This is a genomic window from Sphingomonas abietis, assembly GCF_027625475.1.
Taxonomy (GTDB): domain Bacteria; phylum Pseudomonadota; class Alphaproteobacteria; order Sphingomonadales; family Sphingomonadaceae; genus Solisphingomonas; species Solisphingomonas abietis.
Map to the genome: position 1 here is coordinate 150,347 of NZ_CP115174.1, position 14,238 is coordinate 164,584.

12 protein-coding genes and 3 pseudogenes are annotated in these 14,238 nt (G+C 61.3%); 7 read left to right on the top strand and 8 right to left on the bottom strand.

What is annotated here, in order from left to right:
• Window positions 1–37 precede the first annotated feature (37 nt).
• A pseudogene (locus PBT88_RS00790) lies at window positions 38–1,366 on the top strand (IS701 family transposase).
• Window positions 1,367–1,448: 82 nt separating this feature from the next.
• A pseudogene (locus PBT88_RS00795) lies at window positions 1,449–1,592 on the top strand (IS481 family transposase); the annotation flags it as partial.
• On the opposite strand, the pseudogene PBT88_RS00800 reads toward PBT88_RS00795, so the two are convergent.
• Window positions 1,583–1,923: pseudogene (locus tag PBT88_RS00800) on the bottom strand (transposase); the annotation flags it as partial. The pseudogenes PBT88_RS00795 and PBT88_RS00800 overlap by 10 nt on opposite strands.
• Before the next feature lie 160 nt (window positions 1,924–2,083).
• On the opposite strand from PBT88_RS00800, the gene rfbB reads away from it, so the two are divergent.
• Entirely contained in the window at window positions 2,084–3,142 is a 1,059-nt protein-coding gene (gene rfbB, locus PBT88_RS00805; protein ID WP_270077367.1) for a dTDP-glucose 4,6-dehydratase, read from the top strand.
• Window positions 3,143–3,240: 98 nt separating this feature from the next.
• Here rfbB and rfbD read toward each other — a convergent pair whose 3' ends face one another.
• The 4 genes from rfbD to PBT88_RS00825 form a co-directional block, all read right to left on the bottom strand.
• Window positions 3,241–4,098, bottom strand: a complete 858-nt coding sequence (gene rfbD / locus PBT88_RS00810; protein ID WP_270079130.1) for a dTDP-4-dehydrorhamnose reductase — start codon at window positions 4,096–4,098, stop codon at window positions 3,241–3,243.
• Window positions 4,098–4,643, bottom strand: coding sequence for a dTDP-4-dehydrorhamnose 3,5-epimerase (gene rfbC, locus PBT88_RS00815; RefSeq protein WP_270077368.1), 546 nt, complete (start codon window positions 4,641–4,643; stop codon window positions 4,098–4,100). Before rfbC ends, rfbD begins: the two co-directional genes overlap by 1 nt.
• Window positions 4,640–5,536: a glucose-1-phosphate thymidylyltransferase RfbA gene (rfbA, locus tag PBT88_RS00820; protein WP_270077369.1), complete on the bottom strand. Its 897-nt coding sequence runs from the start codon at window positions 5,534–5,536 to the stop codon at window positions 4,640–4,642. The genes rfbC and rfbA overlap by 4 nt, the downstream gene beginning before the upstream one ends.
• A gap of 119 nt (window positions 5,537–5,655) precedes the next feature.
• A complete protein-coding gene (locus tag PBT88_RS00825; protein ID WP_270077370.1) occupies window positions 5,656–6,873 on the bottom strand; it encodes a right-handed parallel beta-helix repeat-containing protein in 1,218 nt (405 codons plus the stop codon).
• Between the two features lie 203 nt (window positions 6,874–7,076).
• Here PBT88_RS00825 and PBT88_RS00830 point away from each other — a divergent pair, with 203 nt between their 5' ends.
• From PBT88_RS00830 to PBT88_RS00840, 3 genes are all read left to right on the top strand, one after another.
• On the top strand, window positions 7,077–8,201 hold the full coding sequence (locus PBT88_RS00830; protein ID WP_270077371.1) for a glycosyltransferase family 4 protein: 1,125 nt from the start codon (window positions 7,077–7,079) through the stop codon (window positions 8,199–8,201).
• Complete coding sequence (locus PBT88_RS00835) at window positions 8,198–9,508, top strand: glycosyltransferase family 4 protein (RefSeq protein WP_270077372.1); 1,311 nt, start codon at window positions 8,198–8,200, stop codon at window positions 9,506–9,508. Before PBT88_RS00830 ends, PBT88_RS00835 begins: the two co-directional genes overlap by 4 nt.
• 243 nt (window positions 9,509–9,751) lie before the next feature.
• Entirely contained in the window at window positions 9,752–10,837 is a 1,086-nt protein-coding gene (locus tag PBT88_RS00840; RefSeq protein WP_270077373.1) for a polysaccharide biosynthesis/export family protein, read from the top strand.
• A 53-nt stretch (window positions 10,838–10,890) separates the two neighbouring features.
• Here PBT88_RS00840 and PBT88_RS00845 read toward each other — a convergent pair whose 3' ends face one another.
• Genes PBT88_RS00845 through PBT88_RS00855 form a run of 3 tightly spaced genes read right to left on the bottom strand, consistent with a single transcriptional unit; the run spans window position 10,891 to window position 13,128 of the window.
• Window positions 10,891–12,021: a lipopolysaccharide biosynthesis protein gene (locus PBT88_RS00845; RefSeq protein ID WP_270077374.1), complete on the bottom strand. Its 1,131-nt coding sequence runs from the start codon at window positions 12,019–12,021 to the stop codon at window positions 10,891–10,893.
• A gap of 10 nt (window positions 12,022–12,031) precedes the next feature.
• The gene (locus tag PBT88_RS00850; protein ID WP_270077375.1) at window positions 12,032–12,847 is read right to left on the bottom strand and encodes an ABC transporter permease; all 816 of its coding nucleotides are present in this window, start codon (window positions 12,845–12,847) and stop codon (window positions 12,032–12,034) included.
• On the bottom strand, window positions 12,844–13,128 hold the full coding sequence (locus PBT88_RS00855) for a hypothetical protein (protein ID WP_270077376.1): 285 nt from the start codon (window positions 13,126–13,128) through the stop codon (window positions 12,844–12,846). Before PBT88_RS00855 ends, PBT88_RS00850 begins: the two co-directional genes overlap by 4 nt.
• A 197-nt stretch (window positions 13,129–13,325) precedes the next feature.
• Between PBT88_RS00855 and PBT88_RS00860 the strand changes: the two genes are divergently transcribed.
• Window positions 13,326–14,237, top strand: a complete 912-nt coding sequence (locus tag PBT88_RS00860) for an FkbM family methyltransferase (RefSeq protein WP_270077377.1) — start codon at window positions 13,326–13,328, stop codon at window positions 14,235–14,237.
• Window position 14,238: the final 1 nt, after the last annotated feature.

Here is a 14,238-nt window from a genome sequence, read left to right on the forward strand (position 1 = left end):
TTCGGATGTGTCAGTGTAGGCTGACGGATCCTTTGCGATGGCGGTGGACGAGAGCTGGCGGATTGATCTGGAGCGATGGCTTGAACCGTTCCTGGTCGGGCTATCGCATCCAGCGCGGCGCAGGATGTGCCCGCTGTATATTGCTGGTCTGATTGGTCCAGGTGACCGCAAGAGCGTGCAGCCTATGGCGGCTCGCGCCGGCGAGGTCGGCTACGACCAGCTTCATCATTTTGTCGCGGCGGGCGTCTGGGACAGCGCGCCTTTGGAGAGGGCTCTCCTGACGGAAGCGGATCGCCTGGTCGGCGGCGACGACGCCTTCCTGGTCATCGACGACACGGCATTGCCGAAGAAGGGGCGCCACTCGGTGGGCGTCGCGCCACAATATGCCTCGTCGCTCGGCAAGACCGCGAACAGCCAGTCGCTGGTGTCGGTGACACTGGCATCGGGCGAGGTACCGGTGATGGTCGGCCTTCGACTGTTCCTGCCGGACAGCTGGACGCGCGATCCGGAGCGGATGGCCCGCGCTCGCATCCCAGCGGACCGACAAGTCGCTTTGTCGAAGCCCGAGATTGCGATCGAGGAGATCGACCGTGTCATCGCGTCCGGTGTCCGATTTGGCTGCGTACTTGCGGATGCGGGTTACGGGTCGAGCGCGCCGTTCCGCCATGCGCTGAGCGAGCGTGGCCTTGTGTGGGCAGTCGGCATGTCCCGGCGACAAACGGTTTATCCCACCGATGTCGCCATGATCTTCCCAACAGAGAAGGCTCGCAAACCGCGCAAGCACCACATCCCAAATATGCCGCCGGTCTGCGCAGAAGAGGTGCTGGCCGGCCAGAGATGGCGAAAGATAAGCTGGCGACGCGGCACGAAGGGCGCGCTCACATGCCATTTCGCTGCATGCCGTGTCCGCATCGCAGACGGTCCAAAGCACCGCATCTTCGACAAAGGCGTCTCCAGAATGCCCGGCGACGAAGTTTGGATTATCGGCGAGCGCCGCGCGACCGGTGAGCGCAAATATTACATCTCGAACCTGCCCGCGCACACGACCCTCAAAACTCTCGCAGCTGCGGTCAAAGCCCGGTGGATATGCGAGCAGGCCCATCAGCAGCTTAAAGAGGAACTTGGCCTCGGCCACTTCGAAGGCCGGTCATGGACGGGGCTACACCGACACAGCTTGATGACGATGATTGCCTACGCCTTCCTCCAGTCCCGCCGCCTCCAGGTCGCGGGACGGAAAAAAAAGAGTCTCGGGACCGCCGCCGCAACCGAGCATGCCGGCTGTTAGGCAGGCCATCCTCGACCTCTTCGCACGACCACCACCCTCCCGATGCCCACAATGTCGGCGCCAACCAAGCACGCCGGCTGAACCTGAAGTGCCAAAGTAGTGTTAGGTGTTTAGTCCCCGCATTTGATGGTGCATTATTCAGTCAGCAATGGAAGGATGCGCTATGGGGCATGTTCTTCACGGGAGCGCCCGCACGATAGCGGCGACCCGTCGAGCGATACAGCATAGTCAAGAGAGCTTGAGGGCGCTGGCCAAGCGCCATGGTATCAACCCCAAGACCGTCGCTAAGTGTAAGAAGCGCACCGACGTGCGCTTGTGGCTCAACAGGTTGTCCATAATGACGACGTTGCCGCGGCGCATTTCGGGCACGAGAACGTGGGTAACATAGGCCTCGAACCAGTCGCCGTTGATCGGGCCGCCGAGCATCATCGGCGCCACCATCCCGGTCATGCGCAGCCCGGCGACCAGGGTTGCTGTCTTGCGGTGCCCGTGCGAGAAGCCCATGCGCAAGCTTCCGCCCTCGGCACAGCAGCCGTGGCTCCGCGTTATGTTGGTCGCGGCCTACGTCTCGTCGATGAACACCAGGCGCTCTGGGGCGAGGCGAGCTGATCGGCGAACCACAGCCGGCGCTGCCTCAGGCGTAAATCGTACTGGAGGCGCGGAGCTGCAAGCACCCCGCCATCCGCCCGGCAAGCCGGCGCGATGCCGGACAGGGCTTTATCTAAACTAAATTTGCCAAGGCGATCCGGCGCCTGCTAGAGGAAAATCTAAGCTACCACATTTGGGAAAAATGCACTGATGCAGGTCTTGGTTACAGGTGGCGCAGGTTTCATCGGTTCAGCGGTCTGCCGGCATCTGGTGCGGGATCTCGGTCACGCGGTCGTCAACGTCGACGCCTTGACCTATGCCGCAAGCCTCACCTCGGTCGATCCCATCAGCGCATCAGAGCTCTATGCGTTCGAACATGCCGACATCCGCGACCGCGCCGCGATGGATGCCGTGCTTCAACGGTACCAACCTGATACGATCATGCACCTTGCCGCAGAGAGCCACGTCGATCGTTCGATCACGGGGTCCAGCATCTTTCTTGAAACCAACATCATGGGCACGGCGACGCTGCTTGAGGCGGTGCGCGCCTATCGCGACGGGCTTCCCGCTGAACGCGTCGACAGCCTGCGCATGTTGCATATCTCGACCGACGAGGTTTACGGCTCGCTCGGTTCGGCCGGCCTGTTCACGGAAGAAACGCCGTACGATCCGTCCTCGCCCTATTCGGCCTCGAAAGCAGCATCGGATCATCTCGTCCGGGCCTGGGTCCGCACCTATGGTCTGCCGTGCGTGATCTCAAACTGCTCGAACAATTACGGGCCGTACCACTTCCCGGAAAAGCTGATTCCGCTCGTTATCCTCAACGCGATGGCCGGCAAGCGCCTGCCCGTCTACGGCGACGGCTCGAACATTCGCGACTGGCTCTACGTCGAAGATCATGCCCGTGCGCTCGTTATGGTTCTCGAAAAAGGCCGGTTCGGCGAAAAATATAATATCGGTGGTCGCAACGAGCGGACCAATCTGCAGGTCGTCAAGCGCATTTGCGACCTGATGGACCATCTCGCACCCAAGTCTTTCAGGCATCGCGATCTCATCGATTTCGTCACCGACCGGCCAGGGCACGATCACCGATATGCGATCGACGCGACCAAGACCGAAACCGAGATCGGCTGGCGTGCCCAGGAGTCGTTCGAGACCGGGATCGACAAGACGGTGCAATGGTATCTCGATAATGAGGCATGGTGGGCGCCGCTGCGCAAAGGCTATTCTGGCGAGCGGCTCGGTACGCTCAAAGCCGCGGCAGAATAGCCTGGCAGGCGGCTATCTGTCGCCTGCATTTTCAGCGGCAGGTCGTCAGCCCGCTTTCGCGATTTCGGCTTCCCCCCCCAGGGACGTAGCCATGGTCCTCAACCCTGCGCCACGATCTCCGCAATCATCGTGCGCAGATGCGCACGCCAGTGCGACGTCGGGCCGCCCAACGCGGCAAAGGTCGAGCTCTTGTCGAGCACCGAATAGCTCGGCCGCTTCGCCGGAGTCGGAAAATCGGCGGTGGCGATTGGAATGACCGGCACCGCGCTGGACAAAAGGCCCGCCTCCCGTGCCTCTTCCTGGATGGCTATCGCGAAGTCGTACCAGCTTGCCACGCCGGCATCTGTGTAATGGTGAATGCCCGTTACGCCCATGTCGGCCATTGTCCAGAGCGCCGCAGCAAGGCCGGGCGCATAGGTCGGCGTGCCGATCTGATCGGCAACGACACGAACCTCGGGCCGCTCACCCATCAGCCGGATCATCGTGCGCACGAAGTTACCCCCGGTCGGCGCGTAGACCCATGAGGTGCGCACGATCAGAGCATCCTCGCCCGCTAGATGCTCACCCGCCAGTTTGGTGCGTCCATAAGCGCCGAGTGGATTGGCGGCAGCATCGGGTGCGTAGGGAAAACCTGCTTGCCCATCGAACACGAAGTCAGTCGAGACATGCACCAGCCGCGCACCCTGCCGGCGCGCTGCATCGGCGAGCAGGCCGACGGCAGTGGCATTGACGGCATAGGCCGCGCTCTCGTCGCTCTCGGCCTTGTCGACGGCCGTATACGCGGCCGCGTTGAGGATCAGGTCCGGCTTCTCCGCCGCAACCACCGCCGCGACGCTGGCTGCATCGGTAATGTCGAGTGTATCCACGTCATGGCCGACAATCTCGACGCCCCTAGGCGCGGTAGCAGCGAGGCCGTGACCGAGTTGCCCCTTGCTGCCAACAATCAGTGCTTTCATCACGCGAACGCCTCGATATCGGCAAGCGGCTTGCCAGCAATGTCTTTGCCAGAAAGCTTCGGCTCGATGTCGGCCAGCGGCCAATCGATACCGAGCGCTGGATCGTTCCACAGCAGCGAATGTTCACTGGCGGGATCGTAGAGTTCGGTGCATTTGTAGAGAAAGTCGGTGCCATCTTCGAGCGTGAGGAAGCCGTGTGCGAAACCGGGAGGCACCCACAACATCCGCTTGTTCGACGCCGAAAGTTCAACGCCGACCCACCTGCCAAAATGCGGCGAGGCACGGCGGATATCGACCGCCACATCCCACACCGCTCCAGCGGTCACGCGGACCAGCTTGCCTTGCGGATTAGGGTTCTGAAAATGCAACCCGCGCAGCACGCCCCTGGAGGAACGACTGTGATTGTCCTGCACAAAGGTCAGGCCGAGGCCAGCGTCACGGAACTTGGCTGCATTCCAGCTTTCCATGAAGAAACCGCGATCGTCGCCGAACACAGCCGGCTCGATGATCACCGGTCCAGGAATGGCGGTCTCGATGAAGTTCATGAAAACACCTTTGTTTCGAGCAGATCCAGCAGATACTGGCCGTAGCCGCTTTTGCGCAGCGGCCCGGCGATCCGTTCCAGCTGCGCATCGTCGATGAAGCCCTGTCGCCAGGCAATTTCCTCGGGGCAGGCGATCTTCAGGCCCTGCCGCTCCTCGGTAATCCGCACATACAGCGCGGCATCGAGCAACGAGCCGTGGGTGCCGGTATCGAGCCATGCATAGCCACGCCCCATGATCTCGACCGAGAGCTTGCCTTGCTCAAGGTAGAGCCGGTTGAGGTCCGTGATTTCGAGTTCGCCGCGTGGGCTCGGCTTCAGGTCGCGTGCTAATTCGACCGCGCGGCCGTCGTAGAAATAGAGGCCCGTCACCGCGTAGTTCGACTTCGGAGTTGCCGGCTTCTCCTCGATCGTCTCGGCGCGCCCATCAGCATCAAAAGAAACGACACCGTAGGCTGTCGCATCCTTGACGTAATAGCCGAACACAGTCGCGCCCTCGTCACGTGCCGAAGCCCGTGTCAGCAGGTCAGGCAAGCCGTGGCCGTAGAAGATATTGTCTCCCAGCACGAGTGCCGAGGGTTTGTCGCCGATGAAATCCGCACCGATGTGGTAGGCTTGGGCCAGGCCCGCCGGCTCGGGTTGGACGGCATACTCAAGCGCCATGCCGATGTCGCTACCGTCACCAAGCAGTGCCTTGAATGCCGCCTGGTCATGCGGCGTGGTGATAATCATGACTTCACGGATGCCTGCGCTCATCAGCGTCGACAGCGGATAATAGATCATCGGCTTGTCGTACACGGGCATGAGTTGCTTCGATACGCCGCGCGTCAGTGGATATAATCGAGTACCGGAGCCGCCCGCGAGAATGATACCTTTGCGCAAAATGTCACCCTTCATATTGTCGGAGTCGCTTAATGCGGCACCCCTGAATGAGCAACGTACCTTTTCGCCTGAAGCGCCGCGCGGAGCAGCAAGGCGCAATCAGCTGGGTCAGCACCGTTTCGCCCTGACACCTGTCAGTTCGAGGTCGGCGCGTTCGCTCCTTCCGGCACGATCGCGTAATTCAGGATGCAGCCGCGATAGGAGATGGCGGACGCTGGCATGGCGGACGACAGGAACGGGCGAGAATCCGGCGAGACGTTTACCGCCACATCGACGCGACGCGGACCGCAAGTGCTCGGATACGTGCCGGGGGATGCGATGAACTGGTTATGGTCGATGGCCATTGGCCCGGTCAGACGGTCAACATTGAGCGCCAACATGGCGTGCGCCACGCGGTTTCCCGCAACAATGCCACCGAACGCCGGTGCGTCGTACCACGGCGTCGAACCGATCATGATGCCGAAGCCACAGCGCCGTTGCGGCCCACAATCGATCTTGTTGCGGACGACCCGCGTACCCGTAAAGTTGCCGCTGGTAGCTTTCGGCCATGCCTGCAGCATGATTTCCCCAAACGAGCCCCCCCCGGCAGCATCGCTATGACCGAAGCGGTTGTCCGCAACCGTACAGCCAGTGCAACCGCCAAGAACCAACTGAATATCGGTATTGTCGCGAAAGCGGTTGCTCAACACGCGCAGGCCTTTTGCGTCATGAATCGTCAATCCGTCGGCCCAGCGCAGTTTGGCGGTGTGTGTGCCGTTTCCGACGAAATCATTGCCGCTGATGACGGTAGCCGCACCATGCCCAAATTCGAGCGCGGTATAGCAGGCCATGTCCCGAAATACGGATCGATGGATTACGATCCCGGTCCCACTGACGCGCAGTCCGCCGGCCATTGGCCGTTCCTTGTCTGATGCGCAGCGCTTTGCCGACAACCCGGGGTCGGTGAGCCGGGTTCCCTGAAATACCAGGTGATCAAGCCGGACATAGTCGCTGGCGATGTCAAAAGGCATAATCGCGCTAGCGATCACAGCAGGTGCGATCGCTAGATGCAATTGCGCACAGCGGCGCTCATCAGCGGAACATGGCGCTGAAACAGGAGACAGGCCAAGTGTTGTCAGCGTTATCGGGAGCCGCAGATGAATCGGCGTTGCGATCAGATAGCGACCGGGCGGAAGTGCGACCTTTCCGTTCGCCGGTGTCGCATCCAGACATGCCTGAAGTGCGGGTCCGACGTCACTTACGCCCCCCACCAACCGGGTCATCGCGATGCAGGGCTCCGCGTTTGAACCTGGGCTGGCGACTGCCTGGTCTTCACCGATGAGCCCCAATACGCCGTCCAGCGCGATCGCCATGGCGAGAACAATCGCCCAAACCAACTGGCCCCTGCCCAAAGCACCTTGCTTGCGGGGCAATCCGACCTGGTGCAGGGAACGCCAGAATATGGCGCATCGATGACTCGAGAGCTGTAAGAGCAAAATGGGCTTTCGAAAACGCTGGGCGACACGCCTGAGGCTAACGATTGCGACGAGGGTTATCAATGCCATCAGGGCGCACTATGCCGGAAGTGCCGATCTGCATCGATGGCCGGATGCTGTCCTATGGCGGCGCCGGCACGGGGGTTGGGCAATTTGCCCGCACCGTGAGAACGGCGCTGCAGACCGCAGGGATCCAACCGTCGATCCTCGAGGATGGCGGTACGGGTCTGCACCGTTCGCAGGTTTCCAAGCTGTTGGCAGCCGTCCGGCCTTGGCAGCGCCATGCCACCGCGAGCGCGCAAGGGTTTTTCGCCCGCGACATTTTTCGCGAGGCCTATGTTTTTTTCGACATCCACAAGCGACCGATGCCGGTCGCCCTGCCCGGCCCGGCCGGGATCATGCACTGGTCATATCCCCTGCCGTTACGGATTATCGGTTGGCGCAACCTCTACACGGCTCATGACGTGTTACCGCTCGACCCGGCGATCCCCAGCCCCGTCAATGGTCTGCGCCTGCGCCGCCTGCTCGATGCGATTCGGGCTGCAGGCGGTGAATTCGCGACCGTGTCGGACGCCGCACGCGCGCAGATCGTCGAACGGATGGGTTGGCCTGCGGATTCGGTGACATCCTGCCATCAGGCAGTGGATGTCGCAGGCGCGGATCAGGGCGATTTGCCAGGCGGACTGCAGCCTGGCGCATATCTGCTATATGTCGGGGCGGTTGAAGCGCGCAAGAACCTCCACCGCCTGATCGACGCCTATCGAGGCAGCGGGATCACGACGCCGCTGGTCATATCCGGCCCGGACGGGCTCGACGCGGCGAGCATCGACGCGCGGATCGCCGCGACGCCCGGCGCGGTCAGGCTTGGGCTTCAGTCGCGCGGCACCGTGCTGCAACTGCTGGCCAACGCGCGTGCGCTGGCCTTCGTATCGCTGGCCGAAGGCTTCGGCCTGCCAGTCGCCGAAGCGATGGCGCTGGGCACCCCGGTCCTTGCCGGCGACGTACCTGCACTAGCCGAGGTCTCAGCGGGCGCCGCCTTGCTGGTCGATCCGTTGGATCTGACCGCGCTGCAAAATGCGCTGATTGCGATCGACGGCGATGCCTCGCTGCGGAATCGTCTCTCGATGCTGGGCACTCAGCGGGCGCGGCACTTTGCGCTTGGCCCCTATGCACACCGCCTGCTTACCCTGTACGGGATGGCATGACCAATTACAGCGCCTCGCCGATCCGCATTGGATTGGATGGATATAATCTGGCCCTGCCGCAAGGCACCGGGGTCGCGACCTATGGCCGCAACCTGTCCGATGCGATCCACACACTGGGGTACCCGGTCGATTTCGTGTTCGGCGTCAACATTCCACGCAAGGCCGATATCGATCTTCGGGAATCTTTGTTTTTTGGTCAGCTGGAGGCGGATGCCCCCCATCGGCTTACCCTGCGTAGGCGGATTCGCCGCTGGCGCGTTCACCCCTTTGCGCATGATCTGATTGAAATTCCGGTCACCGGCCGCGTCGTCTTGGCGGATGGCGGCGCGCGCCTGCCGCAGTTCGAGCGGCTTTTCAACCTCAGCGAAATCTTCGATGTCTGCGCCCGACATTTCCGTCGCTATGGACGCTTCATGACGCTGCGTGTGCCCAATCCGCCAGCGATCATGCACTGGACCTATCCCTTGCCGCTACGGCTGGCGGGGGCACGCAACATCTATACCTTGCACGATTTGGTGCCGTTGCGGCTTCCGCGCGCCAGTCTCGAGGACAAGCGTTATTACGACATGCTTCTGCGCGCCTGCGTCGGCCGGGCAGACCATATCGTCACCGTATCGGAAAAATCGCGCTCGGATATCATTGAACTGCTGAACGCCGATCCGTCCCGGTTGACGAACTGCTATCAGGCCAGCGACATGCCACCTCTGCGCGATCCCGCAGCGCTGCCGGGCCGACTGCGCCGGTTGTTCGACCTGGATATGAAGGGATATTTCCTGTTCTTTGGCGCGATCGAGCCAAAGAAAAACCTCGGTCGCGTGATTCAGGCCTATCTGGAGGCCGATATCGAAACCCCGCTTGTTATTGTCGGACGGGAAGCTTGGCACGCCGAGCGGGAACTGAAGCTGCTGGGCACCGCGCACGGCCGACACTTGCCCGGCATCGACCGGATCCGCCGCATCGATTATGTCCCGCGGACGCTGCTCACCGATCTGCTTCATGGCGCCAAGGCAAGCCTGTTCCCGGCGCTTTACGAAGGTTTCGGCCTTCCCGCGCTGGAAACTCTCTCGGCCGGGGTTCCGCTGCTGTCGAGCACCACAGGCGCGCTCCCCGAAGTGACCGGCGAGGCCGCGCTGTCGGTTGATCCCTATGATGTCGATGCCATGGTCAGCGCCATGCGCAAACTCGACAGGGACGGTGCGTTGCGCGACCGACTCGCCGCGCAGGGCCCTATCCAAGCGGCGAAATTCTCCCGCACCGTTTTTGCCGATCGCATTCGTAAACTTTACCAGCAAGTCGTCGAGCGCTAGGCGCGTGCGGGAAGCGTGTCTGCGGAATCGAACCCCGCCAGGCTGAATATTCGCGCGAGCCGCCTTGGGCGATATTGGAGTAACATTATGCGTGTTAAGTGCGCGAAGCAGGTTGTACGTCCGGGACTGACCTTGCTGGCAATGACTGCGGTAAGCGCGTGCGCCACATTGCCGCGAAATGGTCCCACCGGACACCAGATCACCCGGGACGAGACGAAGCGGAACGATATCGGGTTTCAAATTGTGGACATCGCCCCCGGCAATATCGGCACCCTGTCAACGGTGGATGCGCCGACCGGCGCGCTCGCCGCTCTGTCCGCAGACGGTTTCGTCGACACGCTCGGGCCGGGTGACGTGCTGTCGATCGAAATCTACGAGGTCGGCGTATCGCTGTTCGGTGGACGCGCCAATCTCGGTGGCACGACCGGAATGACGATCGGCGACCCCGCACCTTCCGCAAGCGGCGAACCGCTCGGCGACAGTGGTGTTGTCGTGGATCGCAACGGAGCCATCACCCTGCCGTATGTCGGCACGATCGTGGTCGCCGGCCTTACCCCCGCCCAGGTGCAGCAACGGATCGTTGCGGGCTTGCACGGCAAGTCGCAAAACCCTCAGGTGATCGTGACGCTGCAGCGCAACGTTTCCAATACCGTCGTCGTCATGGGCGCCGTTTCCAACCCGCGGCGCGTTCCGCTGACCCTGGCGCGCGAGCGTCTGCTCGATGTGATCGCGGATACCGGCGGAATTACCCGCACCGCGCAAACCGGTATGTCGACGGCAACCGGAACCGGCCCCCAAGACGAGATCGTGCGCTTCACGCGCCGTGGCCGCACGGTGGAGCAGCCGCTCGACAGCATTCTTTCCGGTTCGCCCGACGATCTCGTCCTGCTGGGCGGAGATCGGATCGAGCTGATCCGCCAGCCGCGCACGTTCACCGTTTTTGGCGCGATCGATCGGATCTCTCAGATTCCCTTCGAAAGCCGTGCGCTGACTCTGGCGGAAGCACTGGCCCGCGCCGGGGGGCCCAATGACGGTCGTGCCGATCCCAAGTCGGTGTTCGTATTCCGCCTGCCCTCGGGTGAGACCGCACCGACAGCGGCAGCGCAGCCGGGCGACCCGGCGACGTCGTCTGCCGCGGCTATCAAACCCGTCGTCTACCGCATCGATATGTTGAGCGCCCAGAACTACTTCCTGGCGCAACGCTTCATGATGCACGACAAAGACGTGGTCTATATCGCCAATGCATCGGCCAACCAGCCCCTTAAGCTGGTTCAGGCGCTGGGCCAGTTGTTCTCGCCCGTTCTGGCCGTGCAGAACGCAACGCGGTGATATATTCCCCCTACCCGGCGCGCCGCAGGCGCGTAGGGTAGGGGACGTCGCGATCAGGCGGCATGCTCGCGGACACCTGCGGCAATCAGCCAGCCGATACCGTAGATCAGCAGTAGCGCCAGGAAAGCCGTGACGACGATCTTGGTACGCTGCGGGTACAGCGCGCGAACCGGCATGTTGGGATCAACAACCGGCACGACGAACAGCTGCTGGCGCCGGGCATCATCCTGTGCATGCTGCAAGGCGGAATATGCGACGTCCAACTGTTTGCCAGCCATTTCCTGTCGCATCTTGATGCCTTCGTAAGCTCCCATCCCGGTCGCGACGTTGCCGGGCCCCTGCGACAGCTTGGCGGTTTCTGCGGCGACCTGACGAGACAGCGCCGCGACCCGCTGCCGGGTCGCCGTCAGTTGCGGGCTGGTTGGCGCGAGGACCGCCGCCATGGCTGATTCCTGTGCCCGGGCGATGGCAAGTTGGCCCTGCAGGTCCGAAACCATAGTCGTCCGGGATGTCCCGGTAACTTGCGGATTGAAATCGCGTTCATCGCTGCGGAATTGGGTGATCCGCCCCTGAACCTGCGCGAGACTGGCTTCCGCTTCCTGCACCCGCTGCTGCGACATCGCGACTGCATTGGCATAGTTGCGATGGTTGAGCGTATTCACGCGATTCTCGCCCAGTTTGAGCAGCTCGCGGATGATCTGATAGGAATCCTCCGGCCGGAAGCTGCGTACTTTCAGTGTCGTGATACCCGTATCGGTACTGACGTCGACGTCCGCTTTGCTGCTGAAATATTTCTGGAGCTGCTCGGGCGTTGGATTGGCGAACCAGAGACGCGAGACGATGTCGGCTTCCGGTCGCCGATACCGTTGGCTCAATCCGATCTGGGACTGCAGCGCGGAAACCGCATCGTGCGACTTCAGATAATCGGCGACGACCAAGGCGTCGCGTTCGGATGAAGCGCCGCCCACTAGCGTCAATGCCTGGCCCAGACCGGTCGGTGCGGCGGGCTGCGTATCCGATGTCCTGACGACGAAATGCGCTTCCGATTCATATTGGTCGGCCGCGATGAGGTAATAATAGGCCGCGATAAGTACCGTCGGCAGCAGTACGATCAGGCACCAGTTGCGATGCGCACGTAACCACCCGATCAGCCCGGCCCGATCTGTTGAAGAGGCATTGTTCAAAATGGATACCTTAGTGAAGGTGAACGCGACGACGCGTCGCTCGAATGAACACAAGTCCACCGTAGGTTAGCAGCAAGCACCAGCCAACCACATACGGGATGTCGACATAGGTGTCTTTTGCAGCATGAAACTGCCCATAACGCAGTAATTCATAGATGACCGTCAAAGGAAAATACGAAAGCCAAGTTTTATATGGATCCGGGATCCAGATTAACTGATAGAATGCGCCAGATAAAGGCATGAGGATATAGGTTATGGGGTGAACCAGCCGTGCCACTAGCCTGTTGTCATGCGTCCAGGCGCATATTATTAGCGAGAGCGCAAAAGAAAACCAGAACATCAGGAAAATTCCGATCAGCAACTCCAATGGCCGGTCGGGCACGTGTGTCATGCCGATGATCGTTATAAATCCCATCAGCACGACATAGGTCACGATCGTGCTGGCGCCTTCCAGGAGAGCTCGCGCGAACATCATGTCGAAAATGGTGACGCGCCGGTGATAGAGCAGCGGCATGTTCGATTCGAGCGTGCCTTCCGCACGCGAAATCATGCCGCGAAACATCAAGAAAATCGTATATCCAAGAATGGCGAAGGCTACGGGGTCGATCGTCGCGCCATGTGAGCCACCTCCGACGTGCAGCAGAGCGACAGCGGCAGCCAACGTCATCGGCTCCAGAAAAATCCACAGATAGCCGATATTCTCACGGCCATAGCGGGTGTGCAGTTCACGCATCAGGAGGGCGCCGATAACGCTCCCCTGGATCTGCATGCCACGCCAGAAGCCACGATCGCCGGTTGTCCCGGAAGTATCGGAAATCATCGTCATGCGGAAATATCCGTTGGCGGGAAAGACATCATGCGATGCACATGCGGAGCCGCAGCGAACAGCCCTGCCGCGCGATACGACGGCGGGTTCCAGAAAGAGCGCACCTGCAAACCACAGCCAAAGATCGTATTGACCAACGCTAACCTACCCAATGGGTCGAGACGCTCGAACACGCCCTGTCCATGCTCGTGCGATACCAGAAAATTGCGATGGGAAAAGGGCATCCTGGGTATATTGCCTCGTTCACAGCCGCGCAACCAACCGGACGACACCATGAACACCGTCGTGATCCTCGAAACGCCCTGCCACGCATGAGGCGGTCTAGGCTGGGACAAAACAAGAGACAAGCCGACATGCGTTGGAGGCCCCGGCCGGCTGTGCAATGGCTGAGGAAGGGCGGCACGTTCTATCCGGCACAGGCGCGCGACCGTCCGGTAATGGTCGCCTTATCGTTTGGTCTGGCATATGGGGCTGCCGTATGAAGTACCCCAGCGTCCTATCGAGCATCGCGTCGCGATTTCATCATCGATCAACCGGCGATGCTGGCATTCGCCTGTTCCATCTCGATCATCTGCGAACACAGTCGCGACAGCGCAACGAGGCGGTGATCCGCAAACTATGCGCTAACGCCTATCTCGGTAATTCCCGGTCGCTGTGCCGGGTGCTGGGACGCTATAAAATGATCGTGGATACGACCGACGTCGGCCTGTCGAGCCATCTACTGCTCGATGGTTATTGGGAAATGTGGCTTACGGAATTGCTTAGCAATCTGGTCCGACCGGGCATGACCGTGGTCGATGTCGGTGCTAACCTCGGCTATTTCACCTTGCTGATGGCGGATCTGGTCGGCCCGGGTGGCCATGTACATGCGTTCGAACCGAACACCGATCTGGCGCGTCGGATGACGCAAAGCCTCGCCATCAACGGTTTCCAGAACATCGCCACGGTGCACGAGCAGGCCCTGGCCGATACCGAGACCGACGTCCTGCTGGTGGTGCCCACCGATGAACCCAAGAATGGTCATTTGCTGCCGGCGGATCATCCCGTTTCAGCCGATCAGATGACCGAGAGCCGCCTGATGCGGACGCGTCGCCTGGACAGCTATGCCGAACTGCTGGATGCGGATCTCATCAAAATCGATGCCGACACATCAGAACTCGCCATTTGGAACGGCATGTCGGGAATCCTGCAATCGGGGCGCCCGCTGACGATCGTTCTCGAATTTGCCCGAATGCGTTATGCCGACCCCGGCGGCTTTATCAACCAGATCGTGGCGGACGGCTTTACGCTTGCGGAAATCACGCTGGAGGCCGGAGTTCAACCCACCACGCGCGCAGCGATCTTGGCTGCCCCCCCGACGGAAGACGTGATGCTGTTGCTCGTCCGTTGAA